Consider the following 21,310-nt stretch of genomic DNA (forward strand, 5'->3'; position numbering starts at 1 on the left):
TGTGTGTGTGGAGTGACGGGTCGGCTCAGCATATTCATGACCACGCCATGGAATCAATGCCCGAGTGCGGGGGGATGGCGTGTTTGCCACCGACAACAGCCTGCATTGCCTGCCGCATTTGTCACCGTCAATGAGCGTCATGCCTGGAACTTGAGCGTGGAATTAAAAAACCACCAGAGCCAAGGCCCTGGTGGTGAATCACTGTGATCCGAGATCAGATGGCTTGTGCCAAATCCTTCCATTCCTTGACTGGCAGTTCGATCAATTTCCCGCCCAGGGCTTCAAACTCGGTGGCACGGTCGTAGTCCTCAACTTCCTGTGAGAAGTGCGTGACGGCATTCACCAGGCCATACCCCGACAGATCACCTTCGGCGATCAGGTGTCGCAGCACACCGGCGCGTTCAGCGTCATTCAATGTGTAGCGCTGAGCCAGCACTTCCACCGTCTTGACAGGGTTGCCGACGAGGTGAATCTGCAAGGTCTTTTGCATCTTCTGCGCAGCCTGCATGAACGTTGCCTCAGACACGGCCGCCTGCACCACGTCGCGAACCTTCAGGAAGAAGGCCTTGTCGTCGGCTTGCAAGGTGTCGTCCTTGAAGACCATGATGCTTTCATCGGACCCGAGCGCTCGCCCGACGTGTGTTTTGCGCAAGGAGCGGTCTGAAGCAATCAGACCATTGCGGCACACCAGTCGGTACAGCAAGGGCTGAACCGACAGCGTGCCTTGTCCTACCTCCGAGTTGGAGATGACCACGCCAGCCTGGACGATGTCGCCAGGGGCCATCTCGACTTTCAATTGCGGCGTGATGCACTTGATGTACATCCTCGTGTCGGTGAGTTCCACCGATTCGAAGCGAACATCAGGCAATTGCTGCAGGATGGGCAGCACACTTTCGGCCAGATCGTAGTTGTCAAGGCGGCGGTAGCGGTCTGACAGCACGGCCCGGACGTTGCCATCGAGCGTGCGGATCATGCGGCGGTCATCGTCGCTTTGCAGCCAGGTGTTCACGTTGCGGTCCAGCAGGACCGGCTGCTCTGAGCGCATGCGCTCAAAGTACGCATAGGGAATCTTCAGCTTGTCAGCCAACTGGCGGCGCGCCAGCGGCATGACGCCATAGGGCGTGGAGACCCCGCCTTCACCAATGACGAGGCGGGTCTCGCCTGTGTCATCGGTGTCGTGCCGCAGCAGCGACGATGGGACCACCAGGTCCTTCTTTGATTGCAACTGGCGCTCAAGTTCATGGGCCAGGCTCACCAGGGAACGTCCGCTTCTCATATCAAGCTCCTGTTCGGGAAAGAAATGGCGGAGACGGCATAATCCACAAGCGGGGATGCACATCCCCGCCAGGGTTGATGACGGATGGGTGTTGACCCATCCACACAGGGCGCGAAAAGATTCGCGCCAGACTCAAAAAACACGCGTACAAAACGCCAGGGCTGTCTTTGCCTTGCCGTGCGGCTTTGCCTGGTTTGACAGCTACCAGTGGGGGAAACTGGTTCAGGCGGTCTGGGCGGTGTGCTCCGCCTTGGCCAACCACACATCGGCCCAGTCGGTGCCCGGCGTCTTGGGTAAGAGCACCCGCACTTGCCGAGGGCCGCTCTGGCGCTCCTGCTTCTTCAGCCGCCGAGCCAGTGCAAATGCAAACATCTGGCCGTCAAAGTCCGCGTGGGCATCGTTGTCGGCATAGATGCAGATGCTCTGCACCGAGTCGGGCAGCCACAGCTTTTCCAGGTTCCCGGCATTGAGGCCTGCCCACACGGGTTTGCCGGTGGCCAGGTGTACCGCCATGGCGGTCTCGATGCCCTCGGCAATCGCCAGCTCGTGCTCGGGCTCGAACAAGCGCACGGCCGCACCATTGATGCCTGAGGAAAGCACCTTCTTTGCATCGCGCACATTGGCCTTGCGGCCATCCTTCAGGTACGTACGGTGCAGCGTGACGGCATGCCCATCAGCGCCCTGGATGCAAGCCAGCATGGCGGCGTATTCGGCCACTTTGCGCGACTTGCCCGAGGTCGGGTCTTTCTCGTAGTAACCCAGCGCTGGATGCAGTCGCAGCACCTTGGGGTAGTGGGCCAAGGCGAGCCGCCGATCGGACAGGTAGCGGTCTACCTCGTCACCGGGCGTCACGGGCTTGGCTTCTTCCCAGAGCCGCTTGGCCAGGGCCTTCATGCGCTCGGCCGAAGGTTCTGGGGACACCACGTGCTGTGCAGAGGGCGAGGTGCCCACCACGCGTTCGACTTCCTTGAGTGCGGTGTTGAAATCCAGGCCCACGACGGCCTGCAGCAGCTTGAAGCCACCTCCGGCACCACAGGCTCGGCAGTGGTAGTTGCCTTCACCGAATTTGTCGGTGTACTGAAATCGATCCGTGCCGCCACAGAGCGGGCAGGGCTGGTTGCGCTTCTTGAGGATCTGCTCGCCAACGCCCAGGCTGCCAAGGATTTCGGTCCAGCGGCCATGGGCTCGGCGTTTGACGTCTTCAATGCGAGCTTCGTACTCGGGATTGTTCATGATGAACTCCGTGTTCGTGACATGCCCTCCTGAGGGGAGTGCAGTTGTCAGCCGCGAGGGCGAACCGATGGGGTGAACAACTGCCCCGCCTGAAGTGCTTCGATCACGCTGTGCTCGACGAACTCCCAGGGCAGGTGGTGCTGGGTGTGCAAGACCTGGCCTTTGTCGTCCAGGCGCTCGACCTTGAAACCTGCCTGGCTCCATAACACGCGGTAGCTCAGCCAGTCGGCACCGGCGATGACAAAGATGCGGCCGGCTTGGCCGGTCAAGACTTCGCTTTCCTTGACCAGGAACTCGATGTCCTGTGGTTCAACAACCATGAGCATGGGGATGCGGTGGCCATGGGGATAGGTTTGTTTGTGCATAGGGCACTCCATATGTGATGTCAGGGACGAGGCGAGCGATCGGAGCTCGGCCCTGTTTGGGTATGTCGGATCAGGTGAACAGGTCGCCCTGCTCGGACATCTGTTTGATCTGTTCATTGATCCATTGCGGGTTCTTGGCCAGCCGCGTCTCAACCCACTGGGGGTTGTTGGCGATGGCGTCGCGAACCCATTGCGGGTATCGGGCAAGCGATTCAGACAACCAGAGCTTGAGCTTGTTGCGGATGTGGTCGCGGATGTCTTGCGCATCGACGAGGCCGCAATAGGCAATCGGTGAAAGCGGGCTGCAGCCAACAACACGCAGGCAGTTCACAAACGAGAACGGCTGTCTGTCCTTGTCCTGCTCGGTGAACACCCAGCGCAGGGTGTCGAACTTGTCTTCCAGCGGCGTGGCCGGGTCAGACAACTGATTGACTTCCTGCAGCAAGCGCCAGTGCAGGAAGACGATGTCTTCCTCGCTCCAGTCGATGCGTTCAGTCGGGGCGTCCAGCGACAGTGGGTCTGGCGATTCGACCGGGAAAACGGACTGCGTGTCCCCTGTGAAGCCATTCAAGGCAGCTGGGGGGTGAACCAGGGATGTGCTCGTGTGCAGCATCGTGGCCTCCATGTGAAATAGGGAGGCACAGCGCACCACGGGTGGGGCAATGCCCCACAGGGTGATGAACAGTCGGCGTGGTGTATTGACGCACTGCCGATGGCGATGAAGAGACTCCAGGGCTGGCTTGATCGGGTGGTGAGCCCGTTCGGATCGGTGTGCCAGCTACCGATCGAAGAAAGCTTTCGGGGTGAATGCGCGCATGCCGCCTCAGTGCGGACGTGCCCTCACCTCGAAAGTAACCTCGATGGCATGGTGATGTCTTTGGTGATGGCGTTGCCATCACGAGGGTGCATGAACTCCAAGGCTTGCCTTGTTTGAATGCAGGGCCAGCTGCTGCATGGTGACAAGGTAGTGCCGACAAGGCGAGCGGTCAAGACGCTTGGAGCGCAAAACGCAAGCTGATGCCGAAACGCCCTTCAAATGCCGATGATTCCCTGTGGTGATGCGCAAGGCCGCTTCGCAAGATGGTGGCGAGCACGCCATCGATGGGAGCGCAACATGTCTGACATACAGATCGTCAAGGTGGATCAAGGCGGGGTCAACGCCCGCATCCTGGCCAAAGAAACCAAAGCCGACTTCCGACGCATCGAGGCCGCCAGCGTGAAGATGCCCACACGCTTCACCAGCGCCGAAGGCAAGCGATTCTTTGTGCGCCTCTTCAACACGCTGCAACTCAACACACACTTTATTTCGGTGATTGCACGCACCCGGCTGGATCACGATGACATCGCCAAGGTGGAGGCCACTATTCGGGCGCAACTCGACGCCGTCAACGAGAGCCTGAACAGTGCGATTGATGACGCGGAAGCCATGTTCAAGGCTCATGGCATCACCAGCGTGGCGACCTATGACACGGTGGCCCTGGACGTGGAGGTCGGGGTGTTGTCGTCATCGGGGCGGCGCTTTCTTGAGGTGCTGGGCAAGCTGGATCAGTTGATGCCTCTGTTGCAGACACTCGAAATCCACGAGGTCATCACGGCACAAGCCGTGGACATCCAGCGCGCCGCATTGAAGCGCCAGGTGCGTGATGTGGCCAACGGTGCACGCAACTTTGCCATGGGCCTGCGTCGCCGCATGAATGCCATGGGCGCGCGGCAGGGCTTCGTTGACGACGGCGGCCAAGCCGAGCCGACCTTGGGCCCGGATGCCATGGCCAATCCGGGGGTACCTGCTCAAGAGAGCTTGCCGAAGCCGGAGGCATCTGCCACTGAGTCTGGACTGGTGTCCGTGGTGGAAACAGCCAACGTGAGCGGTCAGGACTGACTGAGCCACAGGCCAGCGAAGCGCAAGTGATCTCACGCTTGCCACATGCAACCGCACGACATCAAGGGGCCTTGCGTGGTGAAGCCAGGCTTGAAGTTGGATGCAACTCGGTCGTTCTGATATGGTGGACAAGCCTCAGTGAACAGAGTCTTCGGCATGCCTGGCTTCGGGCGTGCATTCGCCGCATCGCGGCGGCGTCGCAGTCGATACCTGCCTGCCTGACATTGCTGCACCGTGCGACCGGAACGCCGACGGTGTGCTGCTTGAGTTCAGCGTTCCTACCGGTTTGCGCAACTCTGACCTAGCGCGGCCGCTACAGAGCAGGTCATGTCTTGCATTGGCTCACGCCATGACGAGGCCAGATCATGCCCCGAACCACGTCAACCAGTCGGGCGGCTGCGGCTTTGCCTGCGGCAGCATCGCTTCCTCCAATTCATGCCCTCACGCTGCCTCAAGTGGGCTTCCTGAGGCAGGCGCAGGTGCTGCAATTCATCCCGATATCCAAGTCCACGCTGTGGCGACGTGTGCAAACGCGCACCTTTCCTGAACCCGTCAAGCTGTCTCCTCGCGTCACGGCTTGGCGGGTCGAAGACATCAGGCAATGGATTGCAGCGCAAGGCCAGTAGGTTTGGCGATCACAAGCTGGTGCTTGTTGGTGCGGTCTCGGTGCACAGGTTTCATTTGCGATGAAGCAACGCACCGCCAGATCGTCGTGTTTGTTCCGCCATTGCGCATGGCGCAATTCCTGATGCCTGAGTAGATGCCACAGAAATTGCTTGGTGAGAGCCACCTTCGCGCTGATCTGGCCATGGCCGACCGGGCCCGTCAGATGCCGAAAGCCCCCGTCTTCATCGGCCCATTTGACTGGTGAAAACCCATCGAGGGGCAGAGCATCAAGATGCAGTTAGGCACGAGGGAAGGGGAACGAAAGAGGGAGAGGGTCATGTCATGCGAACCAGAGCCAGAACAGGATGGGGATACCGTTGCCCAGTCGATCAGGATGCTGATCGCGGTGGTCGAAGGCGGAACGTACGAAGCGGTGGCGGGCTGCTTCGGGGTGACCCGCACCGCCGTGGAGCGGAGGATCAAAGCGATTGCCGTCAGGCTTAGCCAGGTTGCCGGTATCGAAGGCTTGAACGAAGACGGTGCGGCCTTTGTGCGCCGCTTGCGCCAGCACAAGGACGCGATCCTTGTGGCCTTGGAGGCCTTCGATCCAAAACGGCCAGATGATCATCGGTCGAACCGCATTCTGACTGCCGATGAAATCCTTCAGGCAGGCAAGCGCATCAAGGCGCGCAGCGTCCACCCTTGGCACGACCTGGCGTTGTTCTACCTTCTGTTCGCCACAGGTGCCCGCCCGCTGGAAATCGCCAGGCTGGAGGTGCGTGACTACTTGCACGCAGACGGCAGTGTTCGGCGACGATCTGAGATGCGGGCCGAGGTGGCCATCACGCAAAAGGCCAGGCCGTTGTACTTCCTCAGCACGCGCCTGGACGATGCCCTGTCGCACTATCTACAAGAGCGTCTTCAGCAGGACTTGGGCGTGGGGCAGATGGACGCCTACCGGGGGCTGGACCCTTTCAGCCGCTTGTTCCTGTCGCCCACGGGGGTGGGCTTCAAGATCACGCCCTACGGTGAAGCCGGTCAGCGCCGGTTTCTGTGTCGACCGATCCTGGAAACATACCGCAAGCTGTTTCGCTATGGTGGGATGAAAGATGTGACGGCGCTGTCGGTGCGGCGGACGGTGGTTGCGCGCTTGTACGAGCGTGGCGCCGATGAGGATGATGTCGGCTTGATTCTGGGCATCAGCGAACGCAGTGCGGTGCGCGAGCTGCTGGCACGCCATAAGCCGACCATTGAGCAACTGCTTGATGAACTGGTGTGAACATCATGGTGCCCCCAAACATCGCAGAGGGTGACATTCAGCGCTTTTCCATCAAGGGGAGGGTGGTGGAAGCGAATGCCTCGGACATGCAGGAACTGCTGGCCCACGTGTACGAAACACCAGAGCGCCCTCGGTGTCTGTGCATCCCGGGTGGGGTGGAGATGTACGTGGCGCGACACCGTCTGTTTGTCGTCAAACGCATGCCAGACACGGGGTGTCGGCACCACCCGTCGTGCCCTTCGTTTGAGCCGGAGTGCCAGCAATCAGGCCTGGGCGAGTTGGTGGGTGAGGCCATTCTAGAACTGGTGCCCGGGCAGATCCAGTTGCGCGTGGACTTTCCATGGGTGCGCACGGCGGGGCGAAACCTGGTGAGGGGGGAAGTGCATGGGGTGGCCGAGGTGGAGGCGCCAAGGCGACGCATGAGCCTGCATGCCTTGATGCACTTTCTGTTCGAGAGGGCGGGCTTCAACCGATGGAGCCCGGCCATGGCCGGCAAGCGCAACCAGGGGGTGCTACACAAATACCTGATGCATGCGGCCGAGGACGTGGTGGTCAAAGGCGTGGGGCTGAGTGATCGGCTTTATGTGCCCGAGGCCTTCAACGAGGCCAGCAAATTCGAGGCAGCGCAACGTCGGCGAAACAAGCTGGCCGTCTTGCGGCCCCATGAAGGGCAAAGCCCTCTGGCCGTGGTCATCGGTGAATTCAAGGTCTGCGAGGCCACCACCTTAGGCCGTCGCGTCTGGGTCAAGCACATGCCCGATGCCCCTTTGTTGGTGGGCACCAAGACTTGGGAGCGCATCGAGCGCGTGTTCGCCTCGTTGTTCGAAGCGCGCGATGCCGACAGCGGACATAAGGTGCGTCTGGTATTGGCGGCGCTGATCCGGGCACGCAGGGAGCACACCTATGAGATCGATGCGGCCAGCTTGATGTTGACCAGTGAGCATTGGATTCCGATTGAAGGTGTGCACGAGTTGCCGCTGGTGCATGCCCTGGTGGATCAGGGCAGACGTTTTGTCAAACCTCTGCGTTACGACGCCAGGAGCGCCGCTGCATTTCCGAATGCCTTGTTATTGGACGCGGGACCACTGCCGCTGCCTTTGCACGTCATCAGCGCCTTCATGGCACCCAAGGAGCGTACGGAAAAGGAGCGTGTTGTACGAGCGGCCGGTGCCGCTCCCTGGCTGTGGTGGAGCACTGAAGCGATGCCTGCGTTGCCCGAGGCGGTCATGCTCAGAAACCACTGAGCAAGCTCAGTTCAACGCACAGGGCAGGCGGAACTCAAAGGCCGTGTTGCCATGGCTGGAGCGGACGGCAATCTCACCGCCATGGGCCTCGGCGATGGACTTGACGATGGCCAGACCCAAGCCCGCACCATCTCCATTGCGTTGCCTGGACGGGTCCACCCGGTAGAAGCGATCAAAGAGGTGGGGCAGGTGCTCGGGCGCGATGGTGTCACCCGGATTGGATACGGTGATCACCACTGATTGTTGGTCCTGCCGAAGCGATACGGTCACAGCCTGTTCGCCGCTTGTGTGGCGGATGGCGTTGGAGAGCAGGTTGCTCAATGCGCGCCGGATCATCAGTCTGTCACCCCTCACCCTAGGCATCTGACCTGTGCGCTTCAATTGAATGTGACGCTCCTCGGCCCAGGGCTCGAAATACTCGAACAGCGCGTCCAGTTCGGCTGCCATGTCCACGTCCACCAGGTCTGGCTTGATCAGTTGGTTGTCTGTCTGTGCCAGGTAGAGCATGTCGCTGATCATCTTGGCCATGCGTTCATACTCTTCCAGGTTCGAATAGAGCACTTCTCGGTATGCGTCAGCACCGCGCGCTTGTGACAGCAACACCTGAGTCTGGGTTGTCAGGTTGGTGACGGGAGTGCGCAGCTCGTGGGCGATGTCCGCAGAGAAATTGCTCAGGCGTCTGAAGTCCTGCTCAATGTGTTCCAGCATGTCGTTGAAGGACGCGGCCAAACCTGATAACTCAATAGGCACCTTCTTGGGGTCCAACCTCAGGTGAAGCTGGTCGGCAGAGATGCCGCGAATGCGGTCACTCATGTCGCGCAGCGGTGCATGCCCCCGGTACACCGCCAGCCAGGTTGCTGCAATGGCAAACAGGCCCGCCGCGGCCATGGCAGCCCAGACCGTACGCCGAAAACTCACCAGAAAATGATCGTGAAAGCCGGTGGCCGTCGCCACGACGATGGTGTAAGGCTGCGTGGCGCCTTGCTCGGCATCCGTACGCACCACGGTGCCACGGTAGGACTGATCCTGCTCCTGCCAGACATGCAGCTTGTCAGCATCCACGCCAGAGGCCGCAGGCTGCGTTTGTGCCAGGGCTTCCATTTTAGGACCCGGTGTGGCAAACAAGGTGCGGCCGGTGCCATCGGCCACGAGGTAGTACATGCCGTGGTGACCACTGACGGCACCTGCCAGCCGACGGGCGATGTCCTGCTCGGGCGCAGCGTCGGGCATGCTGGTCAGCACCCGTTCAACAGAATGCGCCACCACCTCCAGCTCTTCCACGTCCTGCTGCATGAAGTGCTGTTCGATTGAGTTCTGGATGATCCAGCCCAGGGCCCAAAACACCAGCGTGATCGCGATGCCGATGGACACGGTCAAGCGCAGGGCCAGCGATGCTGGCCGACGCTGCACAACATCAGACATCATCGGGTGCTTCCAGGCTGTAGCCCATGCCACGCACGGTGTGGATCAGCTTGGGCTCGAACTCATCATCGATCTTGGCGCGCAAGCGGCGGATGGCCACGTCGATGACGTTGGTGTCGCTGTCAAAGTTCATGTCCCAAACCTGGGAGGCGATCAGAGAGCGCGGCAGGACTTCGCCCTGGCGGCGGACCAACAGCTCTAGCAGCGAGAACTCCTTGCCGGTGAGGTTGATGCGCGCCGTGCCCCGCATGGCACGGCGTTTGGCCAGGTCCAGCACAAGGTCGGCCACCTGCAGGCGGTCTGATTGCACAGGCGTGCTGCCCCGGCGCATCAGGGTGCGCACACGTGCCAGCAACTCGGCAAAGGCAAAGGGTTTGACCAGGTAGTCGTCGGCACCCAACTCCAGGCCTTTGACGCGGTCTTCCACGCTGTCTCTGGCGGTCAGAAAGAGCACGGGCGTCTGTTTACCCGCTTCGCGCAGGGATTGCAAGATCCGCCAGCCATCCACATCAGGCAGCATCACATCCAGCACGATCAGGTCATAAGGCTCGGTCATGGCCAGGTGGTGGCCATCCAGACCAGTGCGTGCAAGATCCACCACAAAACCGGCCTCCATCAGCCCTTGCCGGAGGTAGTCGGCGGTTTTGCTTTCATCCTCGACGACGAGCAATTTCACGAGGGCATCTCCCATTCAAAACACACAGATCACCGAGGCGACAGCCGCACTGTAGCGAACGGCGGCTGTCTGAAAGATGAGCTGAACATTACAACATTGTCATGTTCTGGTAACTCGATTGTTGGGTGGGGTTGCGCATGATCGCGGCATTCCAAAACGGGAACCGTGAAAGACCGTGACATGCTGAGCAAGCGTAGACATGCCCAAGCCGCCTGGATGTTTGGTTTATTGATGGGGCTGACCTCGGGGCGCGGCGTGGTGGCGCAGACTATGACCCAGGCGCTGGATGCGGCTTGGGCACGCGCGCCTCAGGCCGTTGCCCTGAGCGCCAGGCAAGCTGAAGCCCAGGCAGGCCTGGACCTTGCGCGAGGTTTGACGCCAGGGCCAGCATCCGTGTCGCTCAACCACTTGAACGACCGTCTCAACCAAAACACCGGGCGCCGTGAGTGGGAAGTAGAGTTGGCCACGCCCCTCTGGTTGCCAGGACAAAGGAGCGCGCGCGAATCCCTGGCAGAAAAGGCGGCGGTCGAACTGGATGCGAGGAACGCCAGCCTGAAGCTGCAACTGGCTGCCGAGGTGCGCGAAGCCTGGTGGCGGGTGGCTGCGGCACGTGATGCGGCAGCGCTGGCGCATCAGCGACTGGAAACCGCGCAGGCTTTGGAGGGTAGCGTGTTGCGCCGGTTCAAGACCGGCGATCTGGCCCGTGTGGATGCGAACCTGGTCAAGACCGAACGCCTGGCAGCCCAGGCTGAGGTGCTCGACGCCGACAGTGGCTTGCAGCAAGCGATGCAGGCCTATCGCACGCTCACGGGGGCGGACGCTCCAGTTGCACTTCCGGCTGAAACCGCACAGGCGCAGGACGTGGAAGCATCGCGCCTGTCATTGCATCCCCAATTGCGCGCCTTGCAGGCGATCGCCGAGGTGGCACAGAGTCGCCTGGCGCTGGTGGATGCCAGCCAGCGCGATGCGCCCGAGATTGCCGTGAGATGGACCAACCAACGCGGCGACGGCATGACGCCGTATGACCAGGCCGTGGGGGTGAAGCTGACCATCCCTCTGTCTTCTGGTGCCAGGGTGCGCCAGGATGGCGCTGCAGCGAGAGCAGAACTGGCGCAGGCTGAAGCGGAGTTGACCCTTGCTCAAACCCGCACGCAGCAAGAGGCGCTCAGAGCGCAAAGCGAGTTGGATCTGGCCCAGCGGCAGTTGGACATGGCGCGTGAGCGTCAGGCCTTGACCGCAGACAACTTGAACCTGGCGCAGCGCTCGTTCGAGTTGGGTGAGTCCGATCTGCCCACCCTGATGCGCGCCCGCGCTGCCTCCCATGAAGCGCAGGCCTGGTTCAAACGTCAAGAGACGGCCCACTCCCTGGCGCAGTCTCGACTTCTTCAAGCCCAAGGGGTATTGCCTTGAAAAGAACATTGATTGCCTGCGCGCTCGCATGTGGCGCGCTGACGGCGGGGGCCCATGGCGGCGAAGACCATGGCGAGGCTGCGGCTGCGCCGGTTCAAGTGGGGCAGGCGCCACGCGCTGTGGCTCAGACCGATGATTTCGAGTTGGTGATGGTGCTGACGGGCGCTCATGCGTCTGGCGAACCGGAACACGACCACCCCACTGTCCCGCCCGTGTTGACCTTGTACCTGGACCGCTTTGCCACCAACGCGCCCGTTGCCGGCGCCACCGTCGAGGTGGAAAGCGGGGCGTTCAAAGCCGTGGCCAAACAGGTGGAGGCGGGTGTGTACACCGTTGCAGGCCAGGTCTTTGCCAAGCCAGGGCGTTACCCGCTGACGGTGTCGGTGCAGACCGACGACGGGGCTGATTTGCTCGAAGCTTCGCTGCAATACGAGGCGCCAAAGGCTTCGGCATCTACTTCTTCGCCTGAATCGGCCCCTGTCTGGCGCAAGTTGGGAGGCTGGGCCGCCGGTTTGGCCCTGGTGCTGATCATCGCCGGATGGGCATGGCGCCGCCGCCCAGGCACCTCACCGATTGAAGGCTGAGCTTATGAAGATATCTTTCACTCAAGCTGCACTGGCCATCATGGTCGCCGCAGTGCTTTCGCCGATCGCACACGCCCATGGCGACGAAGACCACGGGGATGCCAAGCCCAAGGCCGTTGCCGTCGTTGGCGTGGTGTCGTCATCGGATGTCAGCGCACCTCAGCGCCAGCCTGATGGGAGCCTGTGGGTGCCCAAGGCTGTGCAGCATCGATTGGGCATCCAGACGCTGCTGGCGCAGGTTCAAAGCCATGCCGTGGCCGTTGAGTTGAACGGCCGCGTGCTGGCTGACCCGAATGCGGGCGGCCGTGTCCAGGCCACACAAGGTGGTCGCATCGAGCCCGGTCCTCAGGGCTTGCCGGTGTTGGGCCAATCTGTGGTCAAAGGTCAGGTGCTCGCGTTTTTGCGTCCCGCCACCAGCAGTCTGGACCGGGGCAATCAGCAGTCCGCGCTGGCCGATTTGGAGGCGCAATACGCTGTGGCCGAGCGCAAGCTGGCCCGCTATGAACAACTGGAAGGCGCGGTGCCGCAAAAGGACATCGAGGCCGCTAGGTATGAGCGCGATGCCCTCAAGAAGCGCCGCGCCGCCATCGGTGCCAGCGTGAGTGCCCCGGAGGCATTGTTGTCGCCCGTCAGTGGCACGGTGGTGTCATCCAGCGTGGTCATCGGCCAGGTGGTGGACGCCAAGGACGTGCTGTTTGAGGTGGTCAACCCCATACGCCTGGTGGTCGAGGCCTTGGCCTACGACGCGGCGCTCACCCAAGGGCTGAGCCAGGCCAGTGCCGCCATCCCTGGCGGGACGCTGGCCTTGCAGTTCATGGGCGGCGGGCGCCAGTTGCGCGATCAGGCCATGCCTTTGCTGTTTCGCGTGACCCAGGCCGATGCGCCCGTGGCCATCGGGCAGACGCTCAAGGTGACCGCCAAGACCGCACGGGCCGTGCAAGGCGTGGCCGTGCCGCAAGCCGCACTGAGCCGCAACGCTGCGGGTGACACGGTGGTCTGGCTGCACCAGACGCCTGAGCGCTTTGCCCCCAAGGTTGTGCGCACCCAGCCGCTGGATGCCCGCACCGTGGTGGTGACTTCGGGCCTGGGTGCGCACGATCGCATCGTGACCCAAGGTGCCAGCTTGCTGGCCCAAGTGCGCTGAGCGTCAACACACCAAGGGAACACCGTGTTCGATTTCCTCATTCACAGCAGCCTCAAGCAGCGGCTGATCGTTCTGGTCGTCTCCATGCTCCTGGTGCTCTACGGGGTGCTGACCGTGCGTCAGATGCCCGTGGATGTTTTCCCGGACCTGAACAAACCCACCGTCACCCTGATGACCGAAGCCGGTGGCATGGCCCCTGAAGAGGTCGAGCAGTTGGTGACCTTGCCGGTCGAGTCCAGCATGAACGGCATGCCTGGGGTGACCCGGGTGCGTTCGGTCTCGGGCATTGGCCTGTCCGTGGTCAACGTCGAGTTCGACTGGGGCACCGACATCTACCGCAATCGCCAGCAGGTCAGCGAGCGGCTGAACCTGGTGCGTGACCAGTTGCCACCCGGCATCGTGCCGCAGTTGGGCCCGATCTCTTCCATCATGGGCGAGATCATGCTGATCGCCTTGCCCGCCGACCCGGCGCAAGTGAGCCCGATGCAGGTGCGCGAATACGCCGACTGGGTGATGCGGCCCCGCTTGCTGACCATCCCTGGCGTGGCACAGGTCATCCCGATCGGTGGCGAGGTGCGGCAGTACCGGGTCGAGCTCAAGCCTGAGCAATTGATGGCCCTGGGCGTGGAGCGAGAAAAGCTGGCCACGGCCTTGCAGGACTTCGGCGCCAACACCAGTGGCGGCTTTCTGGAAGCCAACGGCCGCGAGTACCTGATCCGCCAGATCGGGCGAACCAGCCGCATCGAGGACCTGCAAAACCTGGTGGTGACAGTGCGCAACGGGCAGCCCATCCTGCTCAAACAACTGGCGGACGTCAAAGTGGCTGCGGCCACCAAGCGAGGCGATGCCAGCTACAACGGCAAGCCCGCCGTCATTCTTTCCGTGCAGAAGCAGCCCAGCGCCGATAGCGTGACCGTCACCCGGGCGGTGGAACAGGCCATGGGCGATCTGGCCAAAGCCCGCCCACATGGGCTGGCTACACCGCAGTTCCTGTTCAAGCAGGCGGACTTCATCGAGCACTCGGTGAACAACGTCGAAGAGGCTTTGCGCGATGGCGCCATCCTGGTGGCCGTTGTGCTGTTCCTCTTCCTGCTCAATGTGCGCACCACGGTGATCTCGCTGATGGCCATCCCGCTGTCTCTGCTGGTGACCGCGCTGGTGTTCCACTACATGGGCCTGTCGATCAACACCATGACCCTGGGAGGCTTGGCCATTGCGATTGGCGAGCTGGTGGACGACGCCGTGGTGGGTGTGGAGAACGTGCTGCGCCGCCTGAGGCTCAACCAGGCCTTGCCCACACCGCGCCCGGTGATCGAGGTCATCGCGCATGCCACGCTGGAGGTGCGCTCGGCCATCGTGTACGCCACGCTGATCATCGTGCTGGTGTTCGTGCCGCTGTTCGTTTTGCCTGGTATCGAAGGCCGGTTGTTCACGCCGCTGGGCATGGCCTACATCGTGTCCATCCTGGCCAGCATGATTGTGTCGGTCACGCTCACGCCCGTGATGGCTTACTACCTCTTGCCCAAGCTCAAGCTGGAGGGCCATGGCGACAGCCCCTTGGTGCGCTGGCTCAAGCGCGGCGACACCCGCTTGCTGAACTGGTCCTTCCAGCACAGCCGCGTGCTGCTGTCGATCGCAGCTGTGGCCGTGGTGCTGGCAGGCGCGTCCATGGCCTGGATGCCGCGTGCCTTCCTGCCACCGTTCAACGAGGGCACGCTCACCGTCAGTTTGCTGCTTAACCCGGGCACCTCGTTGGCCGAGTCCAATCGCATTGGCACCATGGCCGAGCAGATCATGGCTGGCGTGCCGGAAGTGACACAGGTAGGCCGCCGCACAGGCCGAGCGGAGTTGGACGAGCACGCTGAAGGGGTGCACTCCTCCGAGATGGATGTGGACCTCAAGCCTTCAGCCCGTTCGCGGGAAGAAATCATCGCGGACCTGCGCACCCGCCTGGCGGTGTTACCCGCCGTCAGTAACGTGGGGCAACCCATCTCCCATCGCCTGGACCACCTCCTGTCCGGCGTGCGCGCCCAGATTGCGCTGAAGATCTATGGTGATGACTTGGACACCTTGCGTGGCCTGGCGGGTGACATGCAGTCCCGGCTCAGTCGCATCCCAGGCATTACCGACCTGCAGATCGAAAAGCAGGTGCTGATCCCTCAGGTCAAGATTCGCATCGACTACGACCAGGCCGCGCGGCTGGGGGTGGCACCGGGTACCTTGCTGCGGTCCCTGCAGGAGATGATCGAGGGTGAGCGAATCACCCAGGTCGTGGAGGGCAACCGGCGCTTTGACCTGCTGGTGCGCTTGCCCGACAGCCAGCGCGGTGCGACCGACCTGGCCAACTTGCTGATCGAGACGCCCACCGGCCGGGTGCCACTGTCCCAACTGGCGCAGATCCAGGACGCCGACGGCCCCAACCAGATCAGCCGCGAGAACGCTCGCCGCCGCATCGTCATCTCGGCCAACACCGATGGCCGTGACTTGGCCGAGGTGGTCAAGGCCATCCGTGCGGAGATCGCATCCAAGCCTTTGCCTGAAGGCTACTTCACGGCGCTGGAAGGGCAGTTTCAGGCCCAGGAGCAAGCGGCCCAGCTCATGGCGCTGCTGGCAGCCATCTCGCTGGTGCTGATCTTCATGGTGCTGTACAGCCGTTACCGCTCGGTGGTGCTCACGGCCATCATCATGGGCAACATCCCACTGGCCCTGGTGGGCAGCGTGGTGGCTTTGTGGATCTCGGGGCAGGCCCTGTCAGTGGCGGCCCTGGTGGGCTTCATCACGCTGACCGGCATTGCCACACGCAACGGCATCCTCAAGATCAGTCACTACATCAACCTGTGCGCGCTGGAGGGCGAGCAGTTCGGTCAACCCATGATCGTGCGCGGCTCATTGGAGCGCCTCACGCCCGTGTTGATGACAGCCCTGGTGGCGGCGTTCGCGCTGGTGCCGCTGCTGATGTCGGCCAACGCACCCGGCAAGGAGGTGCTGCACCCCGTGGCCGTGGTGATCTTTGGCGGGCTGATCAGCTCGACCGTGCTGGACACCGTGCTCACCCCCTTGATGTTTTGGCTCTGGGGGCGCAAACCCCTGGCGCACCTGCTGAGCGCCCACTCGGGCGAGAGCTACTGACCGCGTTGAGGGCAACGCACTTTTGACCATGCACAGAAGGAAACTCATGATGAAAGCGATCAAAACCTTGACCCTGGCCTCGGGCTTGGCCTTGGGCCTTGCATTGGCCCCGTTGGCCCATGCGCACGACGATGCGTACCTGGACACGCTGACGGCGCCACATGGTGGCCAGTTGCGCATGGCAGGTAGCAGCCACTACGAGCTCGTGGTCGTCAAAGACAGCAAAGCGGCCAAAGACAACACCATCGTGGTCTACGTGACCGACCATGCTGGAACCAAAATCCCGACCGCTGGTGCGTCTGGCTCGGTCACGCTGCTGTCAGGCAAAACCAAGGTCAGCGCTGCGCTGGCGCCCGATGGCGACAACAAGCTGACGGGGCACGCGGTGTATGCCTCGCAGCCAGACTTGAAGGCTGTGGTCAAGATCAAGCTGGCCGGGCAAGACGAGCAGCAGGCGCGCTTCACGCCTTTGGCCCCTCGCGCTGACGATCACCATAACCATTGATGCAAATCAATTTGCGAACTGCCTACTTGCGCGGATCTCGCAACATGACGAAATCGTAATGTTGCGGTAATCCACCGGACGGTGCGGTGGCCTAAGCTGTTGCCCAGCACCCGAAGCATGTGAAGCGACATAGAGGATTCTCCCAAATCCATACTTTTGCAGGCTGACGAACAAGGAGCATGACATGCACACCCCCACGAAACTGATTTCCTCCCTGATGCTGGCTTTGGTCGCCATTGGTAACGCTTCGGCCCAAACCAAAGAAGAGGACCACAAGGCCCACCATCCCCAGGCTGCGGCCTCAGCAGTTGCACCGGTGCCATCCGCCGACATGGCCTCCAAGCCAGCCGGGATGGGCGGCATGGAGGGCATGCACGAGATGCACGACAAGCATCAAAAGGAGATGAAGAAGATCCACGGCACCAAGGACCCCGCCAAACGCCAGAAGCTCATGGACAAGCACATGAAAGAGATGCATGAGCACATGGACAAAAACGGCGGCATGGACAAGAGCGGCAATATGGGAATGATGGGCGCTCAAGGCATGGGAGCTTCTGCTCCTGGTGGCGACATGAAGCCGGGCATGGGCATGGGCTCCAAGATGGGTGCCAAGCCGATGCAGGACGCTGCAAGCAAGTAAGGCCGACGCGGCGTTGTGGTGGGGTGCCCGCCGCAACGTCTTCGCTTGTGCGCCCGTCAACCATCTGAACATCAGGAGTCGCTATGGACCATCAGCATGAACACGGCACGGGGCCTGAAGGCTCATCCGCATCGTTCTTCAAGAGCCCCGTGGGTGTCGCCGTGGCGATGCTGGCCTTGATCGCCGCTTTCTATGTCCTGCGTGAACACTGGCAACACGTGGCCGGTAGTTGGCCCTATCTGCTGCTGTTGGCATGCCCATTGATGCACGTCTTCCATGGACATGGCGGACATGGCGGGCACCACCACCACGAGCCAGGCAGTGCCCCGTCAGATCCAAACAAAAAAAATTGGTGAGCCCCATGGACCATCAACACGACCAGCAGCACGACTGCGAACCAGCCTCATTTTGGCGTTCACGCTATGGCGTGGGCTTGATCGTTCTGGGCAGTGTGGCGGGCTACTTCTTGTGGACCGAGCACCGCGCCCATCTGGCCGGTGCGCTGCCATTTGTGTTGCTGTTGGCTTGCCCCTTGATGCATGTGTTCATGCACCACGGACACGGTCATGGCCAACACGGCCCACATCAGCATGGCAGCACAGGTGAGCAAAACGATTCACCAGCGCCCAAAACTGGAGATCGGCCATGACGCATGACAACATGCCCGCTTACGGCCTGTGGGGGCTGGTGGCCCTCAATTCGGCCATCTTCATCGCCTTTGCCTTCAGCTTCTTCAAGCCGCAAACCACGAGGGATTGGCGCAGCTTCAGCGCGTTCTCGGCCTTCATCGTCGCCTTGTTTGTCGAGATGTATGGCTTTCCCCTGACCATCTATCTGCTGTCGGGGTGGTTGCAGGCGCGCTATCCCAAAGTCAACTTGCTGTCGCATGACGCGGGTCACCTGTGGTGGACGCTCACCGGTCAACATGGAGATCCCCACACAGACGGGGTTCACATGTTGAGCCTGGTCTTCATCGGCGGCGGCTTCTGGTTGCTGTCGGCCGCTTGGCGGGTGCTCTACCACGCACAGCGCCGTGGCTCGATGGCCAGCACAGGCCCTTACGGGCGCATCAGGCATCCGCAATACGTTGCTTTCGAGCTGATCATGTTTGGCTTCCTGCTTCAGTGGCCTACCGTACTGACCGTGCTGATGTTCCCGGTACTCACTGTGATGTACGTGCGCCTGTCTCTGACGGAGGAGAAGGACTCCGAACGCGCTTTTGGCTCGACCTGGCGCGACTATGCGGCGGTTACACCGCGCTTCCTGCCTCGCCTGCGCAGCCGCCTCGTAGGCTGATCAACAACAAGAAGAACTGGAATCACGATGACGTCCGAGCAACCCACCAGCAAAGAGCCCTCCGATCCCCATGCACACCATCACCACGGGGGGGACGCGGCTCACGGCCACGAGGGCCATCAACATGGTGAGCACGGTGAGCATCAGCACGGATCGGCGCACGAAGGCTGCGATCACGATCACGCTGCTGTGGCATCGGTTGCACCTGCGACGGCAAATCAGGCGTTGACCGATCCGGTGTGCGGCATGTCCGTCACGACGGCCTCACCGCACAAGCAGGAATACGCGGGCAGACCGTATTACTTTTGCAGCAGCAACTGCCTGGGTAAATTCAGCAAAGAGCCGCAGCGGTACATTGAGCCAAAGCCGAGTTCTGCGCAAGGCCATGCGCACCACCATGCGCCAACTGCGCCAGGTGCGCCGAGTGGCCCCGTCACCGCTGTAGCACCAGGCACGGTCTACACCTGCCCGATGCATCCCCAGATCCGCCAGGATCACCCCGGCAATTGCCCGATCTGTGGCATGAACCTGGAGCCCTTGCTGCCGACCGTGGGTGAAGAAGACAACCCCGAGTTGCGCTCGATGACGCAGCGCTTCTGGTTCTCGATGGTCTTGACCGTGCCTTTGCTGATGATGGCGATGCACGAGTTCTTCCCGTTTAATTTGGCTGCCTGGGTTGACGAGGTGGTCGATGGCTTGGCGACGCAGTTGGGCTGGCCGCACTTGCTCAAGGTCAGTTGGTCTCAATGTGTGCAAGCCTTGCTGGCCACACCTGTGGTGCTGTGGGCCGGTTGGCCCTTCTTTGCACGTGGTTGGCGCTCGTTCGTCACGTGGCAGCTCAACATGTTCAGCCTGATTGCGATTGGCATCGGGGCGGCCTACCTGTTCAGCGTCTATGCCATCTTGTTGCCCGAGTCGTTGCCTCAAGCCTTTTTGACCGAGCACGGCCTGCCGCTGTACTTTGAGGCTGCGGCTGTGATCGTGACCCTGGTCCTGCTGGGGCAGGTGCTGGAGTTGCGCGCTCGCTCGCGCACCAACTCCGCCATCAAGGATCTGCTGGGTCTGGCGGCCAACACGGCCATCCGCATCGGTGCAGATGGCGTGGAGGCCGAGGTGCCGCTGGAGCAAGTGGTGGTGGGTGACACCCTGCGGGTCAAGCCGGGTAGCAAGGTGCCGGTGGACGGGGTGGTGCTGGATGGCAAGTCCAGCATCGACGAGTCCATGATCACGGGCGAGCCCATTCCTGCCGAGAAGGTGCCGGGCAGCAAGGTCACGGGGGCCACGGTCAACCAGACTGGCTCGTTCACCATGCGGGCCGAGCGTGTCGGGTCTGAGACGCTGCTGGCCCGCATCGTTCAGATGGTGGCCGAAGCGGGGCGTTCACGTGCGCCCATCCAGAAGCTGGCCGATCAGGTCTCTGGCTGGTTTGTGCTGTCGGTGCTGGCCATTGCCCTGGTGGCCGCGCTGGTCTGGGCGGCATTCGGGCCTGCTCCTGCGCTGGCCAACGCGCTGCTGGTCGCTGTTTCGGTGTTGATCATTGCCTGCCCCTGTGCGCTGGGTCTGGCCACGCCCGTGTCCATCATCGTGGGTGTGGGGCGCGGGGCCAAAGAAGGCGTGCTCATCAAGGATGCCGAAGCCCTGGAGTTGATGGAAAAGGTCGATACCCTGGTGGTAGACAAGACTGGCACGCTCACCGAGGGCAAGCCCACGGTACAGACCGTGGTGGCCGCCGACGGGTTTGACAAACAGCAGGTGCTGGCCTGGGCTGCGAGCCTGGAAAAGCTCAGCGAACATCCCCTGGCCACCGCCATCGTGGGCCGCGCTCAAACCGATGGCGTGACGCTGTCGGCTGTGTCCGGCTTTGATGCGGTGACGGGGCAGGGCGTGCGCGGCGTCATTGACGGCCAAACCGTGTTGCTGGGCAACGCACGCTTGCTCGCATCCGCGCAGGTTGACACCTCGTCGGTTGACAGGGATGTGGAAGCCTTGCGCCTGCAAGGTCAGACCGTGATGTACCTGGCGGCAGGATCGAAGCTGGCGGGCTATGTGGGTGTGGCCGACGCCATCAAGGCGTCCACGGCGGAAGCGATTGCCATGCTCAAGGCCTCAGGCGTTCGCATTGTCATGCTCACGGGCGACAACCCAGTGACGGCCGCCGCCGTGGGCAAGCTCCTGGGGCTGGACGACGTCAAGGCGGGTGTGATGCCCGAAGACAAGTACAAGCACGTCAAGGCCTTGCAGGATCAAGGGCGCATTGTGGCCATGGCGGGCGATGGTGTGAACGACGCGCCTGCGCTGGCCCAGGCCAATGTCGGCATCGCCATGGGCACTGGCACCGATGTGGCCATGAGCAGCGCACGCATCGTGCTGGTCAAGGGCGACTTGCGCGGCATCGCCAAGGCGCGTGAATTGAGCCAGGCCACCATGCGCAACATCCGCCAGAACCTGTTCTTTGCCTTCATCTACAACTTCTTGGGCGTGCCGCTGGCCGCTGGCGTGCTGTATCCCTTCCTGGGCATCTTGCTCAGTCCCATCGTGGCCAGCGCGGCGATGGCACTGAGTTCGGTCTCTGTGATTGGCAATGCGCTTCGCCTGCGTTCGGCCAAGGTGTGAGACGCTGAT

General features: G+C 61.9%; 21 protein-coding genes. 15 read left to right on the forward strand and 6 right to left on the reverse strand.

The genetic code is table 11. From position 1 onward, the window contains the following. Window positions 1–214: 214 nt before the first annotated feature. From JY96_RS00360 to JY96_RS00375, 4 genes are all read right to left on the reverse strand, one after another. The gene (locus JY96_RS00360) at window positions 215–1,276 is read right to left on the reverse strand and encodes a DUF932 domain-containing protein (RefSeq protein WP_035033972.1); all 1,062 of its coding nucleotides are present in this window, start codon (window positions 1,274–1,276) and stop codon (window positions 215–217) included. A gap of 222 nt (window positions 1,277–1,498) precedes the next feature. Then, window positions 1,499–2,509 carry a toprim domain-containing protein gene (locus tag JY96_RS00365; RefSeq protein WP_035033976.1) on the reverse strand — a complete coding sequence of 337 codons (1,011 nt, stop codon included), beginning with the start codon at window positions 2,507–2,509 and terminating at the stop codon, window positions 1,499–1,501. A gap of 47 nt (window positions 2,510–2,556) precedes the next feature. After that, window positions 2,557–2,874: a hypothetical protein gene (locus JY96_RS00370; protein ID WP_035033978.1), complete on the reverse strand. Its 318-nt coding sequence runs from the start codon at window positions 2,872–2,874 to the stop codon at window positions 2,557–2,559. Between the two features lie 70 nt (window positions 2,875–2,944). Then, window positions 2,945–3,487 carry a hypothetical protein gene (locus tag JY96_RS00375; protein ID WP_200883411.1) on the reverse strand — a complete coding sequence of 181 codons (543 nt, stop codon included), beginning with the start codon at window positions 3,485–3,487 and terminating at the stop codon, window positions 2,945–2,947. Between the two features lie 501 nt (window positions 3,488–3,988). Here JY96_RS00375 and JY96_RS00380 point away from each other — a divergent pair. The 4 genes from JY96_RS00380 (at window position 3,989) to JY96_RS00395 (ending at window position 7,882) form a co-directional block, all read left to right on the forward strand. Next, window positions 3,989–4,753 (forward strand): DUF1845 domain-containing protein, encoded by a 765-nt coding sequence (locus JY96_RS00380; protein WP_081960922.1) that lies wholly within the window; start codon window positions 3,989–3,991, stop codon window positions 4,751–4,753. Between the two features lie 365 nt (window positions 4,754–5,118). Next, on the forward strand, window positions 5,119–5,379 hold the full coding sequence (locus tag JY96_RS00385; protein ID WP_035033980.1) for an AlpA family transcriptional regulator: 261 nt from the start codon (window positions 5,119–5,121) through the stop codon (window positions 5,377–5,379). 317 nt (window positions 5,380–5,696) lie between these two features. Next, a complete protein-coding gene (locus tag JY96_RS00390) occupies window positions 5,697–6,638 on the forward strand; it encodes a site-specific integrase (RefSeq protein WP_035040562.1) in 942 nt (313 codons plus the stop codon). 5 nt (window positions 6,639–6,643) lie between these two features. Continuing rightward, window positions 6,644–7,882, forward strand: a complete 1,239-nt coding sequence (locus JY96_RS00395; protein WP_035040563.1) for a DUF1173 family protein — start codon at window positions 6,644–6,646, stop codon at window positions 7,880–7,882. A gap of 6 nt (window positions 7,883–7,888) precedes the next feature. Here JY96_RS00395 and JY96_RS00400 read toward each other — a convergent pair whose 3' ends face one another. Both JY96_RS00400 and JY96_RS00405 read right to left on the reverse strand, forming a co-directional pair. Continuing rightward, window positions 7,889–9,307 (reverse strand): heavy metal sensor histidine kinase, encoded by a 1,419-nt coding sequence (locus tag JY96_RS00400; protein WP_035033982.1) that lies wholly within the window; start codon window positions 9,305–9,307, stop codon window positions 7,889–7,891. After that, the gene (locus JY96_RS00405; protein ID WP_035033984.1) at window positions 9,297–9,980 is read right to left on the reverse strand and encodes a heavy metal response regulator transcription factor; all 684 of its coding nucleotides are present in this window, start codon (window positions 9,978–9,980) and stop codon (window positions 9,297–9,299) included. Before JY96_RS00405 ends, JY96_RS00400 begins: the two co-directional genes overlap by 11 nt. A 180-nt stretch (window positions 9,981–10,160) precedes the next feature. On the opposite strand from JY96_RS00405, the gene JY96_RS00410 reads away from it, so the two are divergent. From JY96_RS00410 to JY96_RS00450, 11 genes are all read left to right on the forward strand, one after another. Continuing rightward, entirely contained in the window at window positions 10,161–11,390 is a 1,230-nt protein-coding gene (locus JY96_RS00410) for a TolC family protein (RefSeq protein ID WP_152606315.1), read from the forward strand. Next, a complete protein-coding gene (locus tag JY96_RS21825; RefSeq protein ID WP_152606316.1) occupies window positions 11,387–11,974 on the forward strand; it encodes a hypothetical protein in 588 nt (195 codons plus the stop codon). Before JY96_RS00410 ends, JY96_RS21825 begins: the two co-directional genes overlap by 4 nt. A 4-nt stretch (window positions 11,975–11,978) precedes the next feature. Next, window positions 11,979–13,118: an efflux RND transporter periplasmic adaptor subunit gene (locus JY96_RS00420; protein ID WP_035033986.1), complete on the forward strand. Its 1,140-nt coding sequence runs from the start codon at window positions 11,979–11,981 to the stop codon at window positions 13,116–13,118. Between the two features lie 24 nt (window positions 13,119–13,142). Then, window positions 13,143–16,247 (forward strand): efflux RND transporter permease subunit, encoded by a 3,105-nt coding sequence (locus JY96_RS00425; protein ID WP_035033989.1) that lies wholly within the window; start codon window positions 13,143–13,145, stop codon window positions 16,245–16,247. A gap of 49 nt (window positions 16,248–16,296) precedes the next feature. After that, window positions 16,297–16,752 (forward strand): hypothetical protein, encoded by a 456-nt coding sequence (locus tag JY96_RS00430; protein WP_235333802.1) that lies wholly within the window; start codon window positions 16,297–16,299, stop codon window positions 16,750–16,752. Window positions 16,753–16,936: 184 nt separating this feature from the next. After that, the gene (locus JY96_RS21830) at window positions 16,937–17,392 is read left to right on the forward strand and encodes a hypothetical protein (RefSeq protein WP_052161994.1); all 456 of its coding nucleotides are present in this window, start codon (window positions 16,937–16,939) and stop codon (window positions 17,390–17,392) included. Between the two features lie 83 nt (window positions 17,393–17,475). Then, window positions 17,476–17,748, forward strand: coding sequence for a DUF2933 domain-containing protein (locus tag JY96_RS00440; RefSeq protein ID WP_081960923.1), 273 nt, complete (start codon window positions 17,476–17,478; stop codon window positions 17,746–17,748). 5 nt (window positions 17,749–17,753) lie between these two features. Continuing rightward, window positions 17,754–18,041, forward strand: coding sequence for a DUF2933 domain-containing protein (locus tag JY96_RS22710; protein ID WP_081960924.1), 288 nt, complete (start codon window positions 17,754–17,756; stop codon window positions 18,039–18,041). Continuing rightward, entirely contained in the window at window positions 18,038–18,688 is a 651-nt protein-coding gene (locus JY96_RS00445) for an isoprenylcysteine carboxylmethyltransferase family protein (RefSeq protein ID WP_035033993.1), read from the forward strand. The genes JY96_RS22710 and JY96_RS00445 overlap by 4 nt, the downstream gene beginning before the upstream one ends. A gap of 70 nt (window positions 18,689–18,758) precedes the next feature. Next, window positions 18,759–18,917, forward strand: a complete 159-nt coding sequence (locus JY96_RS23785; protein WP_235333803.1) for a hypothetical protein — start codon at window positions 18,759–18,761, stop codon at window positions 18,915–18,917. Then, window positions 18,878–21,301 carry a heavy metal translocating P-type ATPase gene (locus JY96_RS00450; protein WP_255352710.1) on the forward strand — a complete coding sequence of 808 codons (2,424 nt, stop codon included), beginning with the start codon at window positions 18,878–18,880 and terminating at the stop codon, window positions 21,299–21,301. The genes JY96_RS23785 and JY96_RS00450 overlap by 40 nt, the downstream gene beginning before the upstream one ends. Window positions 21,302–21,310 lie beyond the last annotated feature (9 nt).

It is taken from the genome of Aquabacterium sp. NJ1, from assembly GCF_000768065.1.
Taxonomy (GTDB): domain Bacteria; phylum Pseudomonadota; class Gammaproteobacteria; order Burkholderiales; family Burkholderiaceae_C; genus Aquabacterium.

Excerpts from the sequence above, each read along its gene's own strand:
- JY96_RS00360 (WP_035033972.1), bottom strand. The coding sequence starts at position 1,276 with ATGAGAAGCGGACGTTCCCTGGTGAGCCTGGCCCATGAACTTGAGCGC.
- JY96_RS00365 (WP_035033976.1), bottom strand. The coding sequence starts at position 2,509 with ATGAACAATCCCGAGTACGAAGCTCGCATTGAAGACGTCAAACGCCGA.
- JY96_RS00370 (WP_035033978.1), bottom strand. The coding sequence starts at position 2,874 with ATGCACAAACAAACCTATCCCCATGGCCACCGCATCCCCATGCTCATG.
- JY96_RS00375 (WP_200883411.1), bottom strand. The coding sequence starts at position 3,487 with ATGCTGCACACGAGCACATCCCTGGTTCACCCCCCAGCTGCCTTGAAT.
- JY96_RS00380 (WP_081960922.1), top strand. The coding sequence starts at position 3,989 with ATGTCTGACATACAGATCGTCAAGGTGGATCAAGGCGGGGTCAACGCC.
- JY96_RS00385 (WP_035033980.1), top strand. The coding sequence starts at position 5,119 with ATGCCCCGAACCACGTCAACCAGTCGGGCGGCTGCGGCTTTGCCTGCG.
- JY96_RS00390 (WP_035040562.1), top strand. The coding sequence starts at position 5,697 with ATGTCATGCGAACCAGAGCCAGAACAGGATGGGGATACCGTTGCCCAG.
- JY96_RS00395 (WP_035040563.1), top strand. The coding sequence starts at position 6,644 with ATGGTGCCCCCAAACATCGCAGAGGGTGACATTCAGCGCTTTTCCATC.
- JY96_RS00400 (WP_035033982.1), bottom strand. The coding sequence starts at position 9,307 with ATGATGTCTGATGTTGTGCAGCGTCGGCCAGCATCGCTGGCCCTGCGC.
- JY96_RS00410 (WP_152606315.1), top strand. The coding sequence starts at position 10,161 with ATGCTGAGCAAGCGTAGACATGCCCAAGCCGCCTGGATGTTTGGTTTA.
- JY96_RS00420 (WP_035033986.1), top strand. The coding sequence starts at position 11,979 with ATGAAGATATCTTTCACTCAAGCTGCACTGGCCATCATGGTCGCCGCA.
- JY96_RS00430 (WP_235333802.1), top strand. The coding sequence starts at position 16,297 with ATGAAAGCGATCAAAACCTTGACCCTGGCCTCGGGCTTGGCCTTGGGC.
- JY96_RS21830 (WP_052161994.1), top strand. The coding sequence starts at position 16,937 with ATGCACACCCCCACGAAACTGATTTCCTCCCTGATGCTGGCTTTGGTC.
- JY96_RS00440 (WP_081960923.1), top strand. The coding sequence starts at position 17,476 with ATGGACCATCAGCATGAACACGGCACGGGGCCTGAAGGCTCATCCGCA.
- JY96_RS22710 (WP_081960924.1), top strand. The coding sequence starts at position 17,754 with ATGGACCATCAACACGACCAGCAGCACGACTGCGAACCAGCCTCATTT.
- JY96_RS00445 (WP_035033993.1), top strand. The coding sequence starts at position 18,038 with ATGACGCATGACAACATGCCCGCTTACGGCCTGTGGGGGCTGGTGGCC.
- JY96_RS23785 (WP_235333803.1), top strand. The coding sequence starts at position 18,759 with ATGCACACCATCACCACGGGGGGGACGCGGCTCACGGCCACGAGGGCC.